Annotated in this window: 20 protein-coding genes and 1 pseudogene; 19 read left to right on the top strand and 2 right to left on the bottom strand. The window is 40.1% G+C overall.

The window, feature by feature from the left end; translation table 11 throughout:
- Positions 1 to 38: 38 nt before the first annotated feature.
- Entirely contained in the window at positions 39 to 1,337 is a 1,299-nt protein-coding gene (locus tag ACFX4L_RS12080) for an MFS transporter (protein WP_377384247.1), read from the bottom strand.
- A gap of 475 nt (positions 1,338 to 1,812) precedes the next feature.
- Here ACFX4L_RS12080 and ACFX4L_RS12075 point away from each other — a divergent pair, with 475 nt between their 5' ends.
- Together ACFX4L_RS12075 and ACFX4L_RS12070 are read left to right on the top strand one after the other, a co-directional pair.
- Positions 1,813 to 1,992, top strand: a complete 180-nt coding sequence (locus ACFX4L_RS12075) for an IDEAL domain-containing protein (protein ID WP_089363541.1) — start codon at positions 1,813 to 1,815, stop codon at positions 1,990 to 1,992.
- Positions 1,993 to 2,314: 322 nt separating this feature from the next.
- The gene (locus ACFX4L_RS12070) at positions 2,315 to 2,443 is read left to right on the top strand and encodes a hypothetical protein (protein ID WP_260398923.1); all 129 of its coding nucleotides are present in this window, start codon (positions 2,315 to 2,317) and stop codon (positions 2,441 to 2,443) included.
- A gap of 925 nt (positions 2,444 to 3,368) precedes the next feature.
- Here ACFX4L_RS12070 and ACFX4L_RS12065 read toward each other — a convergent pair.
- On the bottom strand, positions 3,369 to 4,772 hold the full coding sequence (locus ACFX4L_RS12065; RefSeq protein ID WP_377384244.1) for a sigma-54 interaction domain-containing protein: 1,404 nt from the start codon (positions 4,770 to 4,772) through the stop codon (positions 3,369 to 3,371).
- Positions 4,773 to 5,082: 310 nt separating this feature from the next.
- Between ACFX4L_RS12065 and speB the strand changes: the two genes are divergently transcribed.
- From speB to cuyA, 17 genes and pseudogenes are all read left to right on the top strand, one after another.
- Positions 5,083 to 6,081, top strand: coding sequence for an agmatinase (gene speB, locus ACFX4L_RS12060; RefSeq protein WP_377384241.1), 999 nt, complete (start codon positions 5,083 to 5,085; stop codon positions 6,079 to 6,081).
- Positions 6,082 to 6,181: 100 nt separating this feature from the next.
- Positions 6,182 to 7,621: a sodium:solute symporter family protein gene (locus ACFX4L_RS12055; protein ID WP_377384239.1), complete on the top strand. Its 1,440-nt coding sequence runs from the start codon at positions 6,182 to 6,184 to the stop codon at positions 7,619 to 7,621.
- A complete protein-coding gene (locus ACFX4L_RS12050) occupies positions 7,621 to 8,427 on the top strand; it encodes a class II aldolase/adducin family protein (RefSeq protein ID WP_377384237.1) in 807 nt (268 codons plus the stop codon). Before ACFX4L_RS12055 ends, ACFX4L_RS12050 begins: the two co-directional genes overlap by 1 nt.
- Before the next feature lie 92 nt (positions 8,428 to 8,519).
- On the top strand, positions 8,520 to 9,509 hold the full coding sequence (locus ACFX4L_RS12045; RefSeq protein WP_377405261.1) for a D-2-hydroxyacid dehydrogenase: 990 nt from the start codon (positions 8,520 to 8,522) through the stop codon (positions 9,507 to 9,509).
- Positions 9,510 to 9,699: 190 nt separating this feature from the next.
- Positions 9,700 to 9,792: a putative holin-like toxin gene (locus ACFX4L_RS12040; RefSeq protein WP_289320953.1), complete on the top strand. Its 93-nt coding sequence runs from the start codon at positions 9,700 to 9,702 to the stop codon at positions 9,790 to 9,792.
- Between the two features lie 265 nt (positions 9,793 to 10,057).
- A complete protein-coding gene (locus tag ACFX4L_RS12035) occupies positions 10,058 to 10,630 on the top strand; it encodes a TetR/AcrR family transcriptional regulator (protein WP_284471676.1) in 573 nt (190 codons plus the stop codon).
- 61 nt (positions 10,631 to 10,691) lie between these two features.
- A complete protein-coding gene (locus ACFX4L_RS12030; RefSeq protein WP_377384232.1) occupies positions 10,692 to 12,119 on the top strand; it encodes an MDR family MFS transporter in 1,428 nt (475 codons plus the stop codon).
- Positions 12,120 to 12,393: 274 nt separating this feature from the next.
- A pseudogene (locus ACFX4L_RS12025) lies at positions 12,394 to 13,434 on the top strand (alkene reductase); the annotation flags it as partial.
- 304 nt (positions 13,435 to 13,738) lie between these two features.
- Positions 13,739 to 14,125, top strand: a complete 387-nt coding sequence (locus tag ACFX4L_RS12020) for a P-loop NTPase family protein (protein ID WP_377405258.1) — start codon at positions 13,739 to 13,741, stop codon at positions 14,123 to 14,125.
- A 524-nt stretch (positions 14,126 to 14,649) separates the two neighbouring features.
- Positions 14,650 to 14,994 (top strand): thioredoxin family protein, encoded by a 345-nt coding sequence (locus ACFX4L_RS12015; protein ID WP_377384227.1) that lies wholly within the window; start codon positions 14,650 to 14,652, stop codon positions 14,992 to 14,994.
- 125 nt (positions 14,995 to 15,119) lie between these two features.
- The gene (locus ACFX4L_RS12010; protein ID WP_377384335.1) at positions 15,120 to 16,319 is read left to right on the top strand and encodes an FAD/NAD(P)-binding oxidoreductase; all 1,200 of its coding nucleotides are present in this window, start codon (positions 15,120 to 15,122) and stop codon (positions 16,317 to 16,319) included.
- Between the two features lie 38 nt (positions 16,320 to 16,357).
- Entirely contained in the window at positions 16,358 to 17,791 is a 1,434-nt protein-coding gene (locus ACFX4L_RS12005; protein WP_377384224.1) for an MBL fold metallo-hydrolase, read from the top strand.
- A gap of 189 nt (positions 17,792 to 17,980) precedes the next feature.
- Entirely contained in the window at positions 17,981 to 19,162 is a 1,182-nt protein-coding gene (locus ACFX4L_RS12000) for a MalY/PatB family protein (protein WP_377384221.1), read from the top strand.
- A 62-nt stretch (positions 19,163 to 19,224) separates the two neighbouring features.
- Positions 19,225 to 20,670, top strand: a complete 1,446-nt coding sequence (locus tag ACFX4L_RS11995; RefSeq protein WP_377384218.1) for a sigma-54 interaction domain-containing protein — start codon at positions 19,225 to 19,227, stop codon at positions 20,668 to 20,670.
- A 236-nt stretch (positions 20,671 to 20,906) separates the two neighbouring features.
- Positions 20,907 to 22,385, top strand: coding sequence for an amino acid permease (locus ACFX4L_RS11990; protein ID WP_061461815.1), 1,479 nt, complete (start codon positions 20,907 to 20,909; stop codon positions 22,383 to 22,385).
- A 98-nt stretch (positions 22,386 to 22,483) separates the two neighbouring features.
- On the top strand, positions 22,484 to 22,861 hold the full coding sequence (locus ACFX4L_RS11985) for a RidA family protein (RefSeq protein ID WP_089363567.1): 378 nt from the start codon (positions 22,484 to 22,486) through the stop codon (positions 22,859 to 22,861).
- Positions 22,862 to 22,953: 92 nt separating this feature from the next.
- Positions 22,954 to 23,949: a D-cysteate sulfo-lyase gene (gene cuyA, locus ACFX4L_RS11980; RefSeq protein WP_377384213.1), complete on the top strand. Its 996-nt coding sequence runs from the start codon at positions 22,954 to 22,956 to the stop codon at positions 23,947 to 23,949.
- The last annotated feature ends 194 nt before the right edge of the window (positions 23,950 to 24,143 follow it).

Raw genomic sequence — 24,143 nt, 5'->3', positions numbered from 1 at the left:
TGCAGCCTTTGTTTTTATTTATGCCAAGGATTTTAGAATCAGTTCAAATCCAGCTCATTGGGTTTAAGAGTTTGATCCGTTTCGATCATTCTACTGGAATGCGGTAATAGCAGACAGAGTGCTAGGGAGATTATGAGGCCTGTCATCATGAATCCGCCAAATACCAAAGGGGATGGTCCATATGATTCCGCCATGGTGGTCCAGATGAGGGGACCGAAACCTGCAATGGCTGCCGCGACCTGATATCCGACGGATAATCCGGTATAACGGACCTTTGCTGGAAAGAGCTCTGAGAATAATGTTCCTTGTGTAGAAAAAATGGCTCCCCAGACGACTCCGAGCACAATTGCCTGCATAAAATAGAACCAGCCTACCCCTTGCCCAATCATTGTGAAATATGGGATAGCCAAGATGAAAAGGAGAATCAGGCCCCCAAAATAAATAATTTTTCGACCGATAAAATCAGAAATGTAACCAATGACTGGAATGGTAACTAGCATTGTAGCACAGCCAACCGTTAAAGCTGTCAAGGCTGAATCTCGTGAATAACCAAAATACATTGTAGTAAAGACGAGAACATAGGACATGATGAATACATTGAAGAACCCGTCCCCAATTTTTAGTCCGATTACTTGCAGTACACTTCTCCAATCGTGCTTCAACGTTTCAATAATGGGGACTTTTGCAAGATTACCGCTAACTTTCTGTTGCTGGAACTCCGTCGTTTCCTCAATTCCACTCCTTACCCAGATTGCCAATGCAATCAGTACACCGCTTAAAAGGAAAGGAATTCGCCAACCCCAAGCTAAAAATTGGGCATCGGTTGTCAAGGAACTTATAAGGATTAGGCTGAACGAACCGGCAACTAAACCGATGGGTACCCCTAGTTGGGGAATGGATCCATATAACCCACGGACACCCTTTGGAGCAGATTCCGTTGCCAATAGGATGGCTCCGCCCCATTCACCTCCCAGGGAAATTCCTTGAATCAACCTCAGCACCACCAAGATAGCGGGTGCCGCCAAACCAACCTGGGCATAAGTGGGCAGAACACCGATAAGCATTGAACTCCCGCCCATGCCAATTAGTGTAAACATGAGTGCTGCCTTCCGGCCGATGCGATCACCCATATGACCGAAGAGGATGCTCCCGATTGGACGGGCTGCGTAACCTGCCCCGAAAGTGACAAAGGCGAGAAGAAGTGAAATGGCAGGATCATGATTGGGGAAGAATAGAGTTGTAAAAACTAAGCCCGTTGCTGTCCCGTATAAATAAAAATCATACCACTCGATAACGGAACCGGCTAAACTAGCGAAAAGAACTCGACTTTTTTTCATGGATAATGCTCCTTTAATGCATAGTTTTACTCAAAAATGGTGTCATAAATAAAGCACTTACATTGAATGAACAAAATCGCTGGTTAGGAATATAAGTAAAAAACTGGATTATTTAGATTATTTTAGAGGGGTTATACATCACAGTCAATGTATTTCTGAATTTTCAGAAAAAATGAATCAATTAACTTAGCTCTTATCAGCTGTATTCGAATATAATTAATTCTAAAGTAATGGAAATAAACAAATTCAGACCTTAACGGATAAAATGGTGAAGCCAGTAAGGGGAAATTTTTAACTAAAGATGAGAACAACATTCACTTAAAATTATTTAGTATTTTTTATGTATAGAAGAGTGGCGATGTGGAAATCATGTGGATAAGGAAATAAAAAAGCGGAAAGGATAAGATTTTAATAAATAATAATAATCTCCAAGTTACTTAGTATAATAGAAAAAAGGTTAAGGAGTTGGTTTCGTATGGAGAAGCAATTGCCAGGAACATCGCTTGAACCTGAAGAGATGGCTGAATTGGTTTTGAAAAAGGCCCTTAGTGATTACCGGAAAGCACAAATCGAAAAAGAGATCGATGATTCATTGAAGAATCATGATAAGGATGAGTTCATACGTTTAACTGAAATATTGAAGGGCATTTCATGAAATTTTGCACACTGTAAAAAAGACAAGTAGCTTTGAAATAAAAGAAAAGAAAAGCTCATACGCACATAGAAGCCAGTGCAGCTTGATAATATAAATATGATGAAGATGAAATTTTATTTAATCTGAAACATAAGTAAATAGGAATCTATAGTATTATAATATTTTACATTGTAAGCGCTTTCTTGTATAATCATGATAATCAAATAAAGAAAACGATGGAGAGAAGATATTGTAAGTGCGCCAATGACTGAATTCACAGGTAGTGGAGGCTGAGGCTGGAAGGTATATGCATCAGGATAGAATGCTAAAAGGGGGAGAAGATATGAAAAAGAATGGAGTGTCGTTAGCTGAATTTATTCAGGAGGATCGATTCGAGCTCAACTCCTACATTACTTCTTTATTTAACAAACTGAATGACTATGTTCCCAAAAGCATTAAAGATAAAAAGTAAATGAATGTCAAAAATGAATCGGGAAATTATGCATGACTTCCTGATTCATTTTTATTTTTTTGCATTTCCAGTTTTAAGTCCGTGTCCTTAAGTCAAAGCCTGATTAAACGCATTAAAAGGCTTAAAGAGATATCTCTAAAGTGACTGGGTGGAATATCTTATTTCTCAACTATCACATCGGATAGGGATGCGAAAAGGTTTCAGTTTACATACAATAGCTTTACCTTCACTAAAATTCAGGCTCCCATTATGGGTGCCTCTTTTTTTGATGTATTCAGCTTCGATTAGGATATGTAATTCTTATTCTGTTGATATAGTAAAATATCTTTTGTTTTTTAGGCGGAACCGTTGAAATGAAAAAATTCGTTCTGATATATGTATTCAAGATTAATCCAATCATAAAAACCTGATATTCAGCAATAATGTCTTGATATATCTAAAAAAAGAAAAAGGAAAAATACAGGAACAACCGGAGCAACGGGATTAACTTGGCGACAGGATCAACAACAGGTCAACTGGAACAATTGTTGTTGGTTCGAGGTTGATTTTAAAGGGTGCTTCGCCTATTCGCAGCTCCATATTATCAACAGCAGTCTTAAATTTCTAATTATAATAATGATGTGGGTGTTAATTTATCAGCAGAGAATACAATCTCCTTCATGTATTTGATTTAGAGGCCACAGTTGTCTTTACAGGAGGAGCAGCAGGAGCCTCACTGACGATTATTCGTTGAATTAATTTAAGCCTGGAAATCTTACTTATAAAAGATATTTGTGAATCCCATTCATCTTGAATGTGGATTTTTTTATTGATTGTTTGTATTATGGCTTTTTTATTGTTATTGGGTTTATGGCAACTGGCATTTCATTACTAAAGGCTAAGGACCACCATCTATCGTGTCTAGGGGATTTTAATCCAGATGAATTTAAAAATACTTTTTGTATTTCTTTAATTTATAGATGACCGTCGGCTGACTGATGCCCAAATGGTCTGCCATTTCGTAGGTGGTTTTACATTGTTTCCATGCTTTAGCAATCAGTTGCATTTCAACCTTTTCCAGTGTCTTCTTTAAATCGAAATTCTCTTCACATTCTTTTTCGATTGCCAAGAAAGTGGAGTCTTCAGGCTGTTCTATTTGCCCTGTGATGGATTGTGGAAGGTGTTCGGGAAATATATTTGGCACTTCAATGGTCAGGATTAACCGTTCAATTAGGTTTTCTAATTCTCGTATATTCCCGGGCCAATTATAATGGGTCAAAACTTCATAAGTCGATGGATGGATTTTTTTGAATTTCTGGTATTTATCATTCGTTTTCTTTAAATAATGTTGTATTAAGAGAGGTATATCTTCTTTACGTTCATGCAAAGCCGGAATTTGGATGGGAATCACATTCAAACGATAAAATAAGTCTAATCTAAATTTACCTTGACTAACCATCCCCTTCAGATCTTGATTAGTTGCTGCAACAAGGCGGAAGTTAATATAGTTTTCTTTTTTTCCGCCGATGCGCTTTATCTTTTTTTCCTGTAATACTTTCAGTAATTTAGCTTGCATGGCAAGTGGGAGTTCCCCGATTTCATCCAAGAAAAGAGTTCCGCTGTCAGCCTGCTCAACCAGGCCTTGCCTTCCTTGTTTATCGGCCCCTGTAAATGATCCCGGCTCATAGCCGAATATTTCGGATTCAAACAAACTATCAGGTATCGTGCTGCAATTCACTTCGATAAAAGGTTCTTTCTTTCGGTTGCTTTGGTCATGAATAGCACGGGCAAAAGTGCTTTTCCCTACCCCGGATGGTCCTAATAAGAGAATCGTGGCATCGGTTTTTGCAACATTATGGATCGTTTTTAAAATCTGCTTCGTTTCATTACTTCTAGCGATCATATCATGGTAATCCAGTTCCTTTTCTCTTAAATCCTCGACTTCGGTTTGATAGCCTTTTACTTTTCGTTGTAATTGCTCAAATTGATCTTGCAATTGCAGAATCTCGGTTTGATCCTGGCCATAGCTGATTACCCTAACGAGAAGTCCGTCCTTATTAAAAATGGGATAGCCAGTCGACATGACAACATGACCTGTTTTTGTATGTTGCATTATACGCTTCGCTTTCTTTTCTTTTAAAACAATCGCATTGATGGATGGTGTGAGAAGGCCCTCACTTTCTAATTGATAGACAGAGGTACCGATATAAGAATCACTTTCCATACCATAAATCTCCCAAAGCTTTGGATTGGAATATAAAATGATTCCATCTTGATCGGTAATGAGGATGTTATTATTCGATGTTTCAATGATCTTATTAAGTTCTTCCTCCAGCATATCGTCATACATGAGTTCCGCTCCTTTGGGATGTTGATTAATTAAAATATAAATCAAAGAGTCAGAATAATCAAAAATTAAATTAAAAAATAAGAAAATGATTAAGTCTTTGATCATTTGATGAAACAGAATATCGAAAAGCCTTATAAACCGCAGCGAAATAATTGGCGTGAATCTTGCTTATGTAAAAGGTAAGAAGAGAACTTCCAAACAAGGGTGCTATATATTTCCATTCTATTAGTGTAAAAAAGATGGAAGTTCATTTAACATCATGAAATTGCAATGTAGTGAAAATAATAGTTGAAATTTAGGAGGATGTTACATGATGAAGTATCAACCGAAAGACTCATTCAAATCACCCCGTTTTTGCGGAGTACGTACGTTTATGCGGCTTCCATTTGTTGAACAGGTAGATGAACATATGGATTTTGTCATTACGGGAATTCCTTTTGATTCCGGGCAATCATTCAGGACGGGTGCGAGATTCGGTCCAGAAGCCATTCGCGATTTTTCAATCCTTTTACGTCCTTATAATCCAGAACAAGATATTAATATTTTTGACTATATATCAGGAATTGATTATGGCGATGTTCCGATCATTCCCGGTTATATCTCTGAAACATATAAAAAGATCGAAGAAGAGCTTACCCCCGTCATTGAAAAAGGGATCATCCCCATTTCATTAGGAGGCGATCATTCTATTACTCTAGGGGAGTTACGCGCAATCGTAAAAAAGCATGGACCAGTGGCCTTGCTTCAATTCGATGCTCACTCCGATACTTGGGATAGTTATTTTGATCAAAAGTATAATCACGGAACGGTTTTTCGCCGGGCAATAGAAGAGGGTCTCATCGATGTATCGCGATCTCTTCAAATTGGAATGAGGGGTGGTCTTTACGGACCGGAAGATCTTCAGGATGCCCAGGATTTAGGTTTGGGGGTTTATACGACGAACGATTATAAACGCATCGGGGTCCAAAAGATGCTAGAGGTCATTCATGAACGTGTCGCGAAGGGCCCGGTGTTTTTATCTTTTGACATTGATTTTTTAGATCCCGTCTATGCCCCTGGAACGGGGACCCCGGAGGTTTCAGGGGCCAGCATTGATGATGCTTTAGCCTTTGTAAGAGGATTGACGAATATAGATTTTGTAGGATTCGATCTTGTTGAGGTTTTACCTTCATACGATCACGGACAAATCACGGCTGCCGCAGCAGCTAATATTGTCTATGAATTCATCACACTCATCGCTCTCGCAAAAAAAGGTAAACTGGAGAAAAAAGAGAGAACGGGAGATCTGGAAACGCAGCTTAACAACTAGTTCTCTCATATAAATTGAAGGGAGGAACGGTGAAATCCAATCCTTCCCTCTTTAAACACAAAGCGATAAAAACAAAACAACCCCAAAAGGAGATGTGTACATGCATATTTTGGATATATCGATCATGATTCTATATTTTTCTGTTTTAATCATTGTGGGAGTAATCGGATCCAAACGGGCAAAAACGGCAGATGATTTCATTGTAGCAGGGCGTAATCTAGGGCATTTTATGTATTTATCCTGTTTAGCTGCTGTGATATTAGGGGGGGCTTCCACTCTAGGTACAGCAAAGTTAGGTTATCAGTTTGGGATATCCGGTATTTGGCTAGTGGTGATGATTGGACTCGGCATTATCGCTATCGGGTTATTTTTAACAAATAAGATATTTGATTTAAAAGTACTGACGATCAGTGAAATGCTTGAGAAGCGTTACAATTCTCAAACAAGATTGATTAGTGCCCTTGTCTCTGTTATCTATACTTTCATGCTGACTGTAACGCAAGTGATTGGGATGGGGACGATATTACATGTTTTGGCTGGCTGGAATTTAACGGTTTCCATGATAGTCGGGGGTGGGATCGTTTTATTTTATACAATATTAGGAGGTATGTGGTCAGTCACCATGACTGATGTCGTGCAATTCGTCATCATGACGATCGGTATTTTCTTTATCATGCTTCCATTGAGCATCTCTAAGGCAGGAGGGTGGGGATCGCTTAAAGAAAATCTCCCTGCATCCCATTTCGAGTTAGGCAACATTGGCGGAGAGACAATTTTTCAATACTTCTTACTATTTACTTTAGGGGTTGTTGTTGGCCAAGATATCTGGCAGCGTCTTTTTACTGCACGAACCAAAGCGATATCTCGTGGCGGAACGGTTGGAGCGGGAATATATAGTGTTTTTTATGCGATAGCAATCAGTATCATTGGAATGTGCGCTTTTATTATCCTTCCTAATTTAGGTGATCCACAAAACGCTTTTACTAGTATAGCGATGGAAACTTTGCCTCCTGGTCTATTGGGGGTCGTCATTGCGAGTGTGGTATCTGCCCTAATGTCCACAGCTTCAGGGACATTGCTTGCTTCTTCCACTTTAGTTGTTAATGACATCATTAAAAAATATATCGGTCCAGGAATGAGTGAACATCAATTTTTAAAAACATCCCGGATTACGACTTTAACGATTGGTGTATTGACCATTATCGTTTCGATATGGATTCAGGATATTTTAGTTGCATTGGATGTAGCTTACGCAATTTTATCTGGTGCTGTGTTCTTTCCAATCATCCTTGGATTCTTTTGGAAGAGGGTAACGGCTACAGCCGCATTTTACTCCATCCTGGCCAGCATGGTCGTTATTATTGTTGGATTGGTGATAAATGGACCTTCCTCCACTCAACCAATTCTGTACGGGCTCGCTACTAGTTTTGTCGTCATTACTACATTTACTTTCCTAAGTTCGAAAAATCATCTCGAGAACAAAAGCGAGGAAATGCAAGATGTTAAGGGTAAAGCTGACATGGACACCATGGCTAATTGATGGTTCACCAAAAAAACAGAAAAAGAATCAAGGAGGAAAGAAAAATGACAAAGACAATTTCCCTGCAACCCGAAACATTCAATACAATGGAAGAAGAGCGCAATCACCGGAAAGAACGGTTGGCAGCTTCATTCCGGCTTTTTTCAAAGTTTGGTTTCGATGAAGGGATAGCTGGCCATATTACGGTCCGTGATCCAAAATATACAGACCATTTCTGGGTCAATCCGTTTGGGATGCATTTTAGTCAAATTTCCGTTTCAGATCTTATATTGGTTAATCATAAAGGTGATATTGTAGAGGGTGAACATTCAGTGAATGGTGCTGCCTTTGCCATCCATTCGGAAATTCATAAAGCACGACCGGATGCAGTTGCAGCGGCACATGCTCATTCGGTCTATGGAAAGACATGGTCTTCTTTAGGGAGACTGTTAGATCCGATTACGCAAGATGCCTGCCAATTTTACAATGACCATGCATTATTTGATGATTTTACTGGTGTGGTTTATGCATCTGAAGAAGGGAAACGCATTGCCAGGGCTCTAGGTCAATACAAAGCTGTCATCCTCCGCAACCATGGATTGTTAACGGTGGGCCAATCTGTAGATTCAGCTGCTTGGTGGTTCATAACGATGGAACGTTCATGTCAAGCACAGATAATGGCTGAATCTGTAGGCAGGCCCATTTTTATAGAACAGGAGTATGCAAAGTTAACTGCAGAACAAACGGGAACTGAATATGAGGGATGGCTGAGTTTTCAGCCTCTTTGGGATAGAATTAGAGAAGAGCAACCGGATTGCTTGAAGTGATCATAAAGCACGGGGATAGACACGAAACATGAAACGGATTGCTTTCATCAAAGAGGGAAAAAGGGATTGCAGGTTCTTGAGGAGGTTTAATAATGTCCGATTCTAAGAAAACAGCACCTTCACTTTATATCAGGGTCGATATACCGGAGAAATACATCAATGAGTTTAAGGAGATTTGTTCTGAAGTTGTTATCGAACCATGGGAATTCGGCGAAACTGAACCGCAGCCAACAGTGGATCTATCAAAGTTTGATATCCTTTATACGCTGGGACTTCATGATAATCTTAGCATTTTAAAAAAAGCTCCAAAAATTAAATGGATACATTCAGACAGTGCGGGAGTGGAGGCCATGCTGAATGAAGACATCAAAAAAAGCGATGTCATCATCACTAATGTCAAAGGCTGCTCATCTGTCCCGATAGCCGAGCATACAATTGCGATGCTATCTTCGTTAGCAAGGGGTGTGCCGACAATGATCAGAAATCAAATAAACAAAAATTGGGTTGAAATCCCTGTGAAAGACCTTGAGAATTCAACAGTCGGGATAATTGGGTATGGTGATATTGGCTTTGAGATAGCAAAGAGATGTAAAGGACTAGGAATGACCGTTATTGGCTGCCGCAGAAATCCCGCCCAGAGGAAGGAAGAATATGAACCTGCTGATTTGATAATGGGTATGGATCAAGTGGATGAGGTCCTTTCTAGGTCCGATTTTGTAGTCTTGGCACTCCCGTTTACGAAAGATACCTCTTATTTTTTAAATGAAGAACGCATAAATAAAATGAAAAAAGGCAGCCATTTAATTAATGTCGGCCGTGGTAATACGATTGTGGATGAAGATTTAATTGAATCATTGAAAAATGGGCACATATCAGGAGCGGCGCTCGATGTGTTTGAAGTAGAACCTTTACCTGAGGATCACACTTTCTGGCAGCTGGAAAATGTCATGGTATCCCCACATAATGCTTACAACTCTGCCAAACATCTAGATCGTGTAATGGAGTTATTCCTGAAAAATTTAAAGCTGTTTTCTGACGGTAAGCCGCTCAAGAACGTTGTGGAAAAAAGACTGGGTTATTAACAGGAATGGGTTATGAAAAGGAAGCTCTCAACGAATGGGAACTTTCAAACTTTCAATGATATGAATGGAGTAGGAGGGCAGACCTTGATTGGGGTTTGCTTTTTTTTTGAATAAAAGGTGCTGCCTTCATGTTTTTCTTGTATAGGACAATCTCTGATCAGGAAAAGCTGGTTGTAAGGAGGCGGTGTGAATGGGTACTTTCGAAGTTATTTCCCTAATGCTAAGCTTTGGCATGTTTGTAATTGCTATTCTTGGTTTCAAAAATCATGACAGGAATCCTTGAAGATAACGATATGTTTATGATAAGCCAGGCCGCTGTGTTTGATAATGGAAGCGTTTTAAAAAATACCGGGATTTAATAGAAGGTATGATTTCCTCGAACTTGCAGAGAACACCGAGTATAAGGTGTTCTTTTTGTTGTATAAGTATTTCACATGCGTTCATAAGCAAATCCCATCCATTCATTGGAAGTCATCTTTGACAAAACAATAATATACAAGTATAGTCCTAATAGACTGGTTGATATAATTTCAAGGAGTGATCCAGCTATGGCAGACAAACGAAACTCTAAAGACATTCTTATTGAAGCTGCTTCCCGACTTTTTCGCATACGTGGATATTATGGTGTAGGACTTAAGGATATTATTGAGGAAAGTGGTATCCCAAAAGGTTCGCTGTATCATTATTTTCCGAAAGGCAAAGAAGAATTGGCGATAGAGGCGATTATTCATACAAAAGAATTCGTGATAGATGAAATTCAACGGGGATTTGATGAAATCGAAGACCCTATTAAAGCGATTCAGGCTCATATTTTTCAATTATCCGAGGTTTTTGGTGAAAGTGAAAATCTATTAGGACTGCCAATCGGGACGATAGCGGCGGAAACATATACGACGAGTGAGCCGATAAGAACGGCCTGTCAAGAAGCGATAGAAGATTGGCAATCCATATATGTGAAGAAATTACTCGAGGCGAAATTCAGTGAGAAACGGGCAAAGGAATTGAGTATCGTAATTAATGCTTTAATTGAGGGCGGTATCCTTTTATCCTTAACGGCGAAAAACGGGAAACCTCTCCAAGCCATTGCGGAACAGATACCATTATTGTTGATAAATAAATAAGTCATACGGAAAAATTATTTTATGCTTACATCGAACAGTCAGTAATTGGAGGAATCATTTTATGTCTTTAGATGCAACACAGCAACAAAACCAAGTCATTAGAACTACCCCCATTTTAATTGCATTTTTAATTGCAGGGTTCATTGGGTTATTCAGTGAGACGGCTTTAAACATGGCGCTGGGGGATTTAATCCAGGAATTCAATGTCAGTCCTTCCACCGTGCAATGGCTGACAACGGGTTATTTATTAACATTGGGGATATTGGTTCCCGTTTCGGGACTCCTGATTCAGTGGTTCAATACCCGTCAATTATTCATTGCATCAATGGTGTTCTCCATCATTGGGACGCTCATTGCAGCAATTGCACCTGGGTTCGGCATCTTGATGCTAGCTCGTGTCATCCAGGCAATCGGAACAGGTCTTTTATTGCCTCTCATGTTCAATACCATTTTATTGATTTTCCCGATCCATAAAAGGGGAGCGACGATGGGATTGATGGGGCTGGTGATCATGTTTGCCCCAGCCATCGGACCGACAGTTTCAGGTTTGATTATTGAAAATTTGAAATGGAATTACATTTTTTGGGTGTCTTTGCCATTCTTTGTGATTGCTTTACTATTCGGTCTCAAGTATATGCAAAACGTTTCAACAATCACCAAACCTAAAATCGATGTACCATCCATTATTTTATCGACCATCGGTTTTGGAGGAATTGTTTATGGCTTTAGTATTGTTGGGGAACATGGATGGAGTAATGCGATAGTTCTATCCTCGCTCATTGTCGGCCTTATAGCGCTATTCCTGTTTGCTGTAAGACAATTCAATATGGATAAACCGATGATTGACTTGCGCGTTTTTAAATATCCCATGTTCACTTTAGGGTTAATAACCGTCTTCATCACCTTCATGATCATCATGTCATCCATGATCCTCTTACCGCTATACCTGCAAACCGGGCTGGCATTAGCTGCGTTTTCAGCTGGTCTGGTACTTTTACCGGGTGGAGTGCTTAATGGTATCATGTCTCCGGTTACTGGACGTATATTTGATAAGTTCGGACCAAGAGGGCTAGTGATTCCAGGCTTTATTATCATGATTGCCATGTTATGGACTTTGACGAACGTAACGACTGAAACATCCATCATTATGGTAATCATCATGCATACTCTCCTTATGATTGGTGTTTCGATGGTCATGATGCCCGCCCAGACAAATGGGCTGAATCAACTGCCGAAAAATCTTTATCCGGATGGAACGGCTCTTATGAATACATTGCAACAAGTATCGGGAGCTATCGGGACAACCGTTGCCATTACCATCATGTCAGCATCCCAAAAAAATTATATGGCAAATGCAGAAGATCCGTTCGATCCATCAGCCATTAGCGGTTCATTGACTGCAGGCGTTCAAGATGCCTTCATTTTCGGTCTAGTCCTTGCAATCATTGGTTTGATCATATCGTTTTTTATCAGAACAGCACGTGACTAAAAAGGTAATGAAAAAAGATCCATTAGCCAGCAGGGAAAAGGTTTTCTCTGACTGGCTTTTTTGTTTGGAAAAAAGCAATTTAGAACCATCCACTTATTGGTAATGAATAAGTGCTTTTTTATTGGTCTTTAATACCATTTTTTATCAAATGGTATTAAATTCAGAGTGAATTATTTGAAAATTAACCACTTATCGGATAATCTTACACAATAATAGTTACTAAAAGTTAGCTCAGGTAAAGTGGTTAACAGGAGGAATTCAAATGAAAAAAATAACTAAACTGTTGGAACCTGTAACAATAGGTGCATGGAACTTAAAAACAAGAACGGCAATGGCTCCTATGACACGGTCGTTTGCCAATAACGAAACTGGTGTTGTGAATGACCTGACCGTAGAATACTACCGAAAACGGGCTCAAGATGGAATCGGGCTTATCATTACAGAAGGTGTCGTGATTTCACCTAGAGCAAAGGGTAATCCTGGGGTGCCCGGGATTTATACTCAAGAGCAAATAAATGGGTGGAAAAAAGTAACGGAAGCTGTACACGCTGAAGGCGGAACGATCATTGCGCAAATCTGGCATGTTGGCCGTGCAAGCCATCATGAAATTGCAGGAGGACCTCCGCAGGCCCCTTCTCCTATCGCTGCTGAAGGAAAGGTTTCAAGATTCGGAAAACCTTTTGATATTCCTGTAGAAATGACAGAGACGGATATTGCAGAAGTAGTGAACCAATATAAACAAGCTGCAAAGAATGCGATGGATGCTGGCTTTGACGGCGTTGAAATTCATGGTGCACATGGCTACTTAATAGACCAGTTCAATTCTGACACTTCCAATAAAAGGGCGGATCGATACGGCGGTGATTTGAAACAGCGTCTGACATTTATGAAGGAAGTGCTAAAAGCTGTTATTGATACGGTTGGAGTGGAACGTACCCTTATTCGTTTCTCGGCTTTGAAAATTGACCAGCCGTCTTACATGTGGGAAGACCCTGAAACAGCGATCCAAACATTTATTGAAGCGTTTAATGAAACAGGAGTCAAAATGATTCACCCGTCCACGATGGAATTTACCAAACCGATTGCAAGGGGACTGACCATGCATGAATTGGTACGCAGCCACTGGGATGGAATTATAGTTGGTGTGGGAGGGCTTGATCCTGAAACAGCAGAAGCCGCACTGGAAAAGGGCACAATTGACGTTGCGGCGATTGGACGTCCGCTTATCGCCAACCCGGATTATCTGGCACGAATTAAGCATGAAGAAAAACTTGTTGATTACGAGGCAAAGAAACATTTAGGGCAACTTATTTAATTGAGAAAAAACATAGCCTTTTTTAAATGTCAGTGTACAAAATACCAATCATTTTTTTCTTTCAATTTACTGATGCGATTCTTCATTAAGAAGGGTCGCCTTTTCCTTATGGAGCTAAAGGGAAGAAAGAATGATGAAACAACAAATCATTCCCAATACCCAAAGTAGAAAGCTGGTATATCAATGGAACGTATTATGGTTATAGGAGTATCCGCGGGCGTCGGAAAATCTACTTTTGCAAGAAGACTAAAATTTAAATATTGATGTACATCATTTGGATACATTCTACTGGAGGCCTGGCTGGGTGGAAGCTCCTTTAGAGGATTTTATTTCTGCTCAGAAGGAAGTATTGAGTGATGGCAAGTGGATAATGGATGGTAATTATAGTAATTCTTTTGACTTACGTTCTAAGCATGCCGATACGATTATTTATTTAGAACTCCCTCTCCGTGTTTGCCTTTACCGTGTTGTAAAACGTTGGCTGTCTTATATAGGGAAAACAAGACCTGATATGGGTGAGGGCTGTTATGAAAAATTAGACTGGCAGTTTGTTAAATTTATAATGACCACCTACTTTCCACGTAAGAAAAAAATGAAAAAAAGACTTGAAGATCTTCAAAGAAGTGAGCCTGAAAAGATAATGGTTATTTTAAAAAGCAAGCAGGAAATTGAAGAATATTTGTTAAACTGAGCCGGGGTGATCAACAGATGCAATGGTTCATGAAAAGGCTGTGAAATCAGCTCTTTATCTTATGCAATAAAGGGAAAGGCTAGTCAATTTCAGTTATACGAAACTTAAGGAAAATACTTATTAACTTTAAATGTTAGATAATCACTTTAATAATTGGTTCGAAGAGTTTATCACAGATGCAAAAAGCCTTCCTAGTCCTAGGAAGGCTTTAAGCCTGATGATAAAGGTTTTTTAATATAAATGATAGCAAAAATGGGAATTTCCAAAGAGTGAAGTGTACAAACAAAGCGGTTTTACAGGAGGAAATTAGTTGGCATGGTTTTTGCTTGATATAAATGATGAGTAAATAGAGAAAGTAGGGAGTGATGAATCGCCAATTACTAAAGCTTTATTGGAAAGAGTTTGCTGCAGGAAGTGGATGTATGGATGCTCTGGATTGCGAAAGATATCTTGAAGCAAGAGCGATCAAGTAATGAAGACAATCAGTATAGCATTGAGAACAAAATATAGGGAGGATTGTAATTATGAAAGAGATAAAAACAAAGAAAGAGTTTGATGAGGCGATTTCATCAACAAAACCAGTTGTTGCCAAATTTTATGTTGAATGGTGCCCAGACTGTCAGAATACCAATTTATTCATGCCAATTGTAGAAGAAGCGTATAAAGAAAAAATAGATATGATCGCAGTAAATCGAGACCATTTTCCGGAATTATTAGAGAAGCTAGATGTGTATGGAATCCCAAGCTTTATTGCTTTTCAAGAAGGGAAGGAACTTAATCGCTTTGTAAGTAAACTCGGAAAAAGCCAGGAGGAGGTTGAACAGTTTCTCAATCAAATCGTAGTGGAAAGTGAAAAATTAGAAAGATAATCATTTACTGGCATTTAATTGGGAGGGCGCCTATCGAAAAAGATTTCGGCGCCGCTTCCAATCTGAAGCGTTAAATTGATGAGCTTCTTTATAAAATTGATATGAGGTGATTAAGAATGGCAAAGATGAAGAATGAGACACATTACAAAATTTTGATTGTAGGAGGCGGCAGTGCCGGAATTACGGTCGCGGCACGTCTCCTCCGTGAATCACGCACTCTGAGCGGAAACATTGCCATCATTGACCCTGCGACGAAACATTATTATCAACCTTTATGGACGCTTGTAGGAGCAGGCGAAGCTGACAAAACTGTGACACAAAGGGAGGAGGCATCTGTTATTCCGAAAGGAGCCGTATGGGTACAGGATGCGGTTACCACATTTCAGCCAGATGAAAACGTTGTTGTAACAGCATCCGGAAACAAACTGCACTACGAATATTTAGTTGTCGCTGCGGGGATTCAAATTAACTGGCATGAAATCAAGGGGTTAAAAGAGAGTATAGGAAAGAATGGGGTATGTAGTAATTACTCTTATGATTATGTTGATAGCACTTGGGAGGCGATCCGAAACTTCAAGGGCGGGACTTCCATCTTTACCAATCCGAACACTCCGGTAAAATGCGGTGGTGCTCCTCAAAAAATTATGTATTTGGCGGAAGAATATTTCAGAAAATCAGGAGTTCGCCAGCAATCTTCGGTTATTTTTGTTTCAGGCAGCCCATCCATATTCAATGTAAAAAAATATGAACAGGCACTAAACAAAATAATTGAACGAAAAGAAATCGCAACATGTTTTATGCATCATCTCATTGAAATTGATGGTGATAAAAAACGAGCGACATTTGAAAATCTAAATACAAATGAGCGCGTGAATATGCAATATGACATGATTCATGTGGTACCGCCGATGAGCGCCCCGGATTTCATCAAGAATAGTTCCCTTGCTGCTAGTAATGGCTGGCTGGCAGTGGACAAATATACGCTGCAGCATGAACACTTTGACAATATATTCGGCATAGGGGATTGTACAAACCTGCCTACGTCAAAAACAGGGGCTGCTATTCGCAAACAAGCACCAGTGCTTGTGCAAAATTTACTTCTTCGAATACGTGCCAAACAAATGGTTCATAAATATGACGGCTATACATCATGTCCACTTGTTACTGGATACGGGCGGCTTATACTGGCTGAATTCAATTATGATTTACAGCCTCAAGAAACCTTTCCTATCGATCAATCCCGTGAGAGGTTCAGTATGTATGTATTGAAGAAAAACTTGCTTCCCGTTATGTATTGGAATGGGATGCTTAAAGGTATGATGTAATAGCATTTCTGATATCCATAAAATAAGGAGGAAGATTTATGCTGCTCAAATATTTTTATGATGAGAAACTGGCCCAAGCTTCATACCTTGTGGGATGTCAAGCTACTGGCGAAGCGATCATTATTGATCCGTCACGTAATGTAGAACCTTACATAAAAACGGCAAGAGCAAATGGTGTGAGGATCGTGGGTGTAACGGAAACACACATCCATGCCGATTTTTTGTCTGGTTCACAGGAGCTGGCTTCAAGGCTTGGGGCAACATTGTATTTATCTGATGAGGGAGGGCCGGACTGGAAATATGAGTACGTTACTGGGGATGAACACCGCTTTCTAAGAAATGGAGATGTATTTACGATTGGAAATATCCATTTTGAGGTGATTCATTCACCAGGACACACACCTGAACATATATCACTGCTTATAACAGATGGGGGTACAGTTACCAAGGATCCACTCGGGATATTTACTGGAGATTTTGTATTTGTCGGTGATGTGGGTCGTCCCGATTTATTAGAAAAAGCCGCAGGGGTGCACGGGTCCTCGGAAAAAATGGCACGCAAGATGTATCGGTCTCTGCAGCAGTTTAAAAATCTTCCTGACTATCTGCAAGTATGGCCAGGGCATGGAGCGGGCAGTGCCTGTGGAAAAGCGCTAGGAGCAATCCCATCATCAACCATCGGATATGAAAAACGGACAAATTGGGCACTGCAATATGATAATGAGGAGCGCTTTATAGAAGCGCTGTTGGCTGGACAGCCGGAGGCACCCCCTTATTTTTCAATGATGAAGCGGTTGAATAAAGAGGGTCCGCAGCAAATTCGAAGTATAGCAGCACCACTTCGTATGGCGGTTTCAATAGATATTGTACAGGAATGGGCGAAACAGGGAATTGTCATTGATACACGTCCGGCCAGTGAATTTGCTAAAAAGCATATACAAGGTGTAATTAATATCCCTTATAACAAATCATTTATAACCTGGGCGGGATGGCTGTTGGACTATGACCGACCTTTATATCTTCTCGCAAGCAATGATGTTGTGGAAATTATTGTGAATGATCTCCAGTCCATTGGATTGGATCACGTCGTTGCAACAATGGAACCATATATCAATGAGATGGCAGGAGAAATTGATTCGCGTGTAATGAAGTATAAAGAAGTGACAATGGACAAGATAGATGGTGCTATTCAATCAGACCGTATATATGTCCTTGATGTCCGAAGCATGGGCGAATGGGAGGAAGGCCATATTCCGCAGGCGAAGCATGTGATGCTTGGTCATTTACAAGAACAGGCACACAAAATTCCGCATGATAAACCAATTTTGGTTTATTGCAAAACCGGCGGAAGATCGGCCATCGCTGCAAGCCTTCTACAAGTTCATGGTTTTAAAGAAGTACAAAGCCTTGTAGGCGGATATGAGGAATGGAGAAAACAGCAGAAGTTGCGCCCTGCCAGAGATGCTAAATGAATTCTTTGAATTTTATCATACATGCGAAAATACTTACCATAGTTGCAAATGTGCCAATGCTTAGGATGAAAAGTTTTTTAAATAATTACCGCGGTATAAGGAAATTTTATAGAAGAAATAGGTTGGCATGGCAATTGCATATATAAAGAGGCAAGGTACACAAGCGAACATGAGAAGGAGAGATACTCGATGAAATATAATTTCGACCAAGAAATCCGTCGACTGAACACTGATTGTGAAAAATGGGATAAACTTGAAAATCAATTTGGGGTAAAGGATGTTATACCGATGTGGGTGGCCGATATGGATTTTCAGTCTCCACAACCTATCATCGAAGCATTAAAACAGCGTGTGGAGCACGGTGTATATGGCTACACACTTAGACCGGACTCGTATATGGAATCGATTGTAAGTTGGCTAAAAAGAAGACATCGATGGTCCATTGAGAAAGAATGGATTACCCACAGCCCAGGCGTGATTCCAGCCCTATCGTTGGCGATTCAGTCCTTCACTCAGACAGGGGACAAAATAATTATCCAACCTCCTGTATACCATCATTTTGCCCGTGTGATTCAAGCGAACGGCCGTGAAATTGTAAACAACCCGCTTAAGCTTGAAAATGGACATTATTCCATAGATTTCGCAGACCTAGAGGCAAAGATAGATTCAACGGTAAAAATGCTGATTTTGTGTAGTCCTCATAACCCGATTGGAAGGGTATGGAGCAAAGAAGAATTGACGAGATTGGGACAGATTTGCATGAAGCATAACATTCTCGTTGTGGCAGATGAAATTCATTGTGACTTTGTTTATAAGACACATACTCACATTCCATTTGCCTCTATATCAGAAGAGTTTGCAAATCATTCTCTTACCTGCATTGCGCCAAGCAAAACTTTTAACCTGATGGGTGTACAGACGTCAAGTATCATTATTCCAAATCAACAACTGCGCGATAGGTATGATCGAGAACTTAATACATTATCCATTGGTTCGCCGAACATATTTGGCGTTGTTGCGTTAGAGGCTGCTTACCGACACGGAGAAGAATGGCTGGATCAGCTCCTTGAATATTTGCAGGGGAATTTGGAATTCACTCTGAATTACTTCAGCAAAAACATCCCGCAAATTAAAGTCATCCAGCCGGAAGGCACATACCTTGTATGGCTGGATTGCCGGGAACTGGGTTTTTCAGTTAAAGAATTGGATGAATTTATGTTACGTAAAGCAAGGGTTGCAATGAATGAAGGGCTCATTTTCGGTATGGAAGGTGAAGGCTTCATGCGGCTCAATATTGCTTGTCCGCGTTCGATGTTGAAAAATGCTTTGGATGGCATAGAAAAAGCTATCTCCTCTTTGTGTAAAGCGTAGAATTTATGCAATAATAAAATTATTTTATTATTGCATATAACGTTATAGCAGAGGAGGATAATATGGCAGGCTTTATCGGCATACAGCAGTTTATTCAAGATTACGCGGAGAACACAGCAGGAATCCTTGGTCTGGATATAACCGTGCTTGATGAAAAGGGCGTTCGGATTAGCGGAACTGGCTACTATAAAGATCTCATTGGCAAAACCGCTCCGGAAGGCTCCTTTTTCAGAATGATATTGGAAACAGGGGAGCCTGGAGTGGTTTACGACGTGAAAAGAGATGAGTCGCAGTGCAGGAGTTGTAAATTCGTGAATCAATGCAAAGAACTCGCTACCATCGGGTTTCCTATTGTAAAGCAAGACAAACCAGTTGGCGTCATCGGCATGATTGGTTTTTCCCATGAACAAAAGGAGAAAATGATTATTGAATCAGAGAATCTAATACAGTTTTTACGCTATGTTAGTACATTGTTGGTCAATAAATTAGCAATGCTGGACCCTGAGAAGGAACCGGGTTGCAAAATTCAAGAAGAGATTCCGATTCCCCCGAAGGTTTTTACTTTTGAAAACATTCTTGGAAAAGATTCCGGGCTTAAAGATGTTATTAAGAAAGCTAAAAGGATTATAAACAGCCCTTCCACTGTTTTGATCAGGGGAGATAGCGGTACGGGGAAAGAATTAATAGCCAAAGCGATTCATTTTGAAAGCAAGCGGCGGATGCATTCATTTGTGGCAGTTAATTGCGCTGCCATTCCTGAGAGCTTGTTGGAAAGTGAGTTGTTTGGTTATGAGGGTGGCTCATTTACCGGGTCAAAGCGGAATGGGAAAATGGGGAAATTCGAATTAGCACATAACGGGACCATTTTCCTTGATGAAATTGGCGATATGCCGCTTTTCTTGCAGCCAAAGTTATTACGGTTTTTACAAGAAAGAGAGTTTGAAAGAATCGGTGGAAAAAAAGCAATCCAGATTAATGTACGGGTGATTGCAGCCACTCACCAAAACCTGGAGGAAATGGTGCGGAACGGCACTTTTCGCGAGGATTTATATTATCGTCTCAATGTCATCCCTCTCCATACCAAACCTTTAAGAGAGAGGCGTGATGATATCGCTTTGTATCTTGAACATTTCATGCATAAACATTGTAAGATCATGCAAAGGCACCCATTGAGATTTGACCCCATGCTGGAACGATGGCTTATAAGCTATGATTGGCCGGGGAATATACGGCAGTTGGAAAACGCCGTAGAATATATGGCAAATATGGCTGAATCAGATATCGTATCTTTCCATGATTTACCTGACTATCTGTTTCAACAGGATCCTCTTTCTGTAGAGTGTAGAGGGTTAAGTTTAGAACAAATGATTTCTGAATATGAAAAAGACGTAATCCAGAGCTATTTCCTGGCTGAAAAATATCGGCATGATAAGGAACAAATTGCCCGGGAACTACAGATTAGCCTCTCTACTCTTTATCGCAAGTTGGAAAAATATAAATTATGTTAACTTCATAGAAAATATCTATTTTTCTCAATTAAAGTTTCTTAAAATAAAAGCGGGAGAGTGCATATCATTTTCTCGCCTGAATTTTAGAAGGATGAGGACAAAAGCGGAAGGTAGAATATTTTATAAAATAACTGAAAGTTCTGTAAAAAATTGATAAAGAAATTTTTTGAAATAACAGCCAGATGAACCTTTCATACAAATTGTATTTGAACGATGAGTAAAAAGGGGGATACACTATGGGGAAATTAGAAGCAGAGATAAGTAACACCCTAGAAGAGCGAAATTCAAAAGGATCATTACAAAGGAAGCTGCAATCCAGACATTTAACGATGATGGCTATAGGTGGCGCTATTGGAACTGGATTGTTTGTATCCAGCGGATCGACGATTAGCACTGCGGGGCCGGGGGGAGCGCTTGCTGCATACATTCTGGTAGGGATCATGGTCTATTTTGTTATGAATAGTTTAGGAGAGCTATCGGCCTTCTTACCGCTCCCGGGGGCCTTTGACATCTATGCCTCAAAGTACATTGATCCTGCATTAGGCTTTGCGTTAGGTTGGAACTATTGGTATACAACCGCGATAACGGTTCCTGCAGATTTGGTGGCCTCTACTCTTATTATGAAGTATTGGTTTCCGGACTCACCTTCTATCTTGTGGAGTGCACTATTTCTGGGTTTGTTGCTAATATTAAATGTTTTATCAGTCAAGGCATATGGGGAAAGTGAATACTGGTTTGCCGGCATTAAGGTCATCTCAATCATCGTATTTCTCGTTATTGGGGTTGCCATGATTTTTGGAATTATGGGAGGACATGCGGTCGGGTTCAGTAACTTTACCCAAGGAGATGCTCCTTTCCATGGCGGGCTTGTATCTATCTTTAGTGTAGTGCTCATCGCGGGCTTTGCGTTCCAGGGAACTGAGGTGATTGCGACGGCAGCCGGTGAAACCGAAAATCCATCGAAAAACGTACCGAAAGCGATTCGGTCAATCTTCTGGCGAATCCTTATTTTCTACGTGTTGACGATTTTTGTTATCGGTTTAATTATTCCTTATACGGATCCAAACCTGCTTAAATCGGGTGTTCAAAATGTATCTATCAGCCCTTTCACGCTTGTTCTTCAAAGAGCTGGGTTGGCATTAGCCGCTTCCGTCATGAATGCCGTGCTTCTTACATCTGTTTTATCAGCAGCAAATTCAGCAATGTATGCTTCTTCACGTATGCTATGGGCACTGGCGAAAGAAGGAAAGGCACCACGAATCTTTGCACGGCTTAACAGAAAGGGAATTCCCATGTGGGCCCTTTGTACAACTGCTTTTATAGGACTTGCCTCTTTTTTGGCTTCCCTTTTTGGAAATGGTTCAGTTTTCATTTGGTTGATAAATGCTTCAGCCCTTACCGGATTTATCAAATGGTTCGGGATTGCCGTTAGTCATTACCGCTTCCGTAAAGCCTATGTAGCCCAAGGCAGGGATCTCAATGAATTGCCGTTTAAAGCCAAATGGTACCCGCTGGGCCCGGTCATCACACTGTTATTTTTTGTGGTTTTCATTTTTGGGCAGACTTTTTTTTACGGAGATCAAATTAGCTGGGCAGAAATTATAGCGACGTATATAGGTCTTCCTATTTTCTTGCTTCTCTGGCTTGGTTATAAAATCATTAAGAAAACAAAAATAGTTCCTCTGATGGAGTGTGATTTTGAGCGCAAAGAATAAGAGGGAAGGCTTGTGTGAATGTAAGCGTTTTATTCAAAGGAGAATTAAATTCAATTCCGTTTTTTAATAGGATTACAAAAAAAAAAGAGGTGGTTTATATGTTAAAAGAAACAATCATAACCAATGAAGCCCCCAAGGCTATCGGTCCTTATTCACAAGGTATAAAAGTAGGAAACGTAGTGTATACTTCTGGGCAGCTTCCCATTCATCCAGAAACTGGAGAAATGCCTGATAATATTGAGGAGCAAACAAGGGTGTCATTGGAGAATCTTAAGAAGGTTATAGAAGCGGCGGGAGCAAGCTTACAGCAGGTAATAAAAACAACGGTTTTTTTAAGCGATATGAGTCACTTTGCTGCAATGAATCATGTATATGGAGAATTCTTTTTGGATGATTATCCTGCTAGAAGTGCGATTGAAGTTGCTCGTTTACCTAAAGACGCTTTGATTGAAATCGAAGCAATTGCTATAATCTAATAATAATTGAAAAGAGAACGTCAAATTGATATTCTCTTTTCTTTACTTTACATAGGGTAGTCCTAGACAGAGAATACAGGAGGAGAATTAATATGAATTTAGCGCAATTTCCCAGACGTCGATATACACCAACAAATACACCCATGGAGAAATTACATCATTTTTCTGAAGTACTTGGGGGCCCTTCTATTTATATTAAACGAGATGATTTACTTGGGCTGACGGCTGGTGGAAATAAAACAAGAAAACTAGAGTTCCTTGTAGCCGATGCAATGGAAAAAGGTGCGGATACGTTAATTACATGTGGGGGCATTCAATCAAATCATTGCCGCTTAACACTAGCCGCTGCCGTTAAAGAGAAAATGAATTGCATCCTTGTGTTGGAAGAGGGCCTTTCTGAAAGTTCAGAGCCGGATTTTAACGGTAACTATTTTCTGTATCATTTATTGGGCGCTGAACAAATCAAGGTTGTTCCTAATGGAACAGACTTGATGAAAGAAATGCAGAAAGTAGCTAAAGAGGTAACGGAAGAGGGATATAAACCTTATATAATTCCGGTAGGGGGATCGAATACCATTGGTGCAACGGGATATGTTGCTTGTGCTCAGGAGATTTTGACACAGTCCTTTGATCAAGGAGTCAATGTGAATGCTGTTGTTTGTGTAAGCGGCAGCGGGGGAATGCATGCAGGTTTGGTGACTGGATTTTATGGAAATCAAAGTAAAATACCGGTAATCGGAATAAACGTAAGTAGAGGAAAAGCTGAACAAGAAGAGAAAGTTTTTCAGCTTGTGAAAGAAACTTCAGCACACATCGGCGTTCCGAATTCAATCCCTCGTGAGGCTGTTGTGTGTTTTGATGAGTATGTCGGACCTGGTTATGCTTTACCTACGCCTGAAATGGTGGAAGCTGTCAAGCTCATGGCCAGAACAGAAGGGATTTTACTGGATCCGGTTTATACGGGTAAAGCGGCTGCGGGACTCATTGATTTAGTAAAAAAAGGCACATTTAAACCGGAGGATAACATTCTATTCGTACACTCTGGCGGCGCCTCTTCGTTATACGCCAATACTTCCCTCTTTTATTGAAGTATAATTATATTATATAGTGTACCCATCAAAACAAATAGAAAGATGGGCAAGGGGATATCCTCTCTTATAGGGAATAAACTCCAAACTGAGGGAGCCAATAAATTTGGCTCCCTGCAGACTGTAGACAAACTCGATGAAAATCGAGTTTGTCTATTTTTTATGAGTTGTACAATTTGGCCGTTGATTTTCCA

The sequence above is a fragment of the Peribacillus sp. YIM B13482 genome, from assembly GCF_042787975.1.
Lineage (GTDB): Bacteria > Bacillota > Bacilli > Bacillales > DSM-1321 > Peribacillus > Peribacillus simplex_A.
The sequence above is the reverse complement of the archived record's forward strand: the minus strand, read 5'-3'. Positions and strand labels throughout refer to the sequence as shown.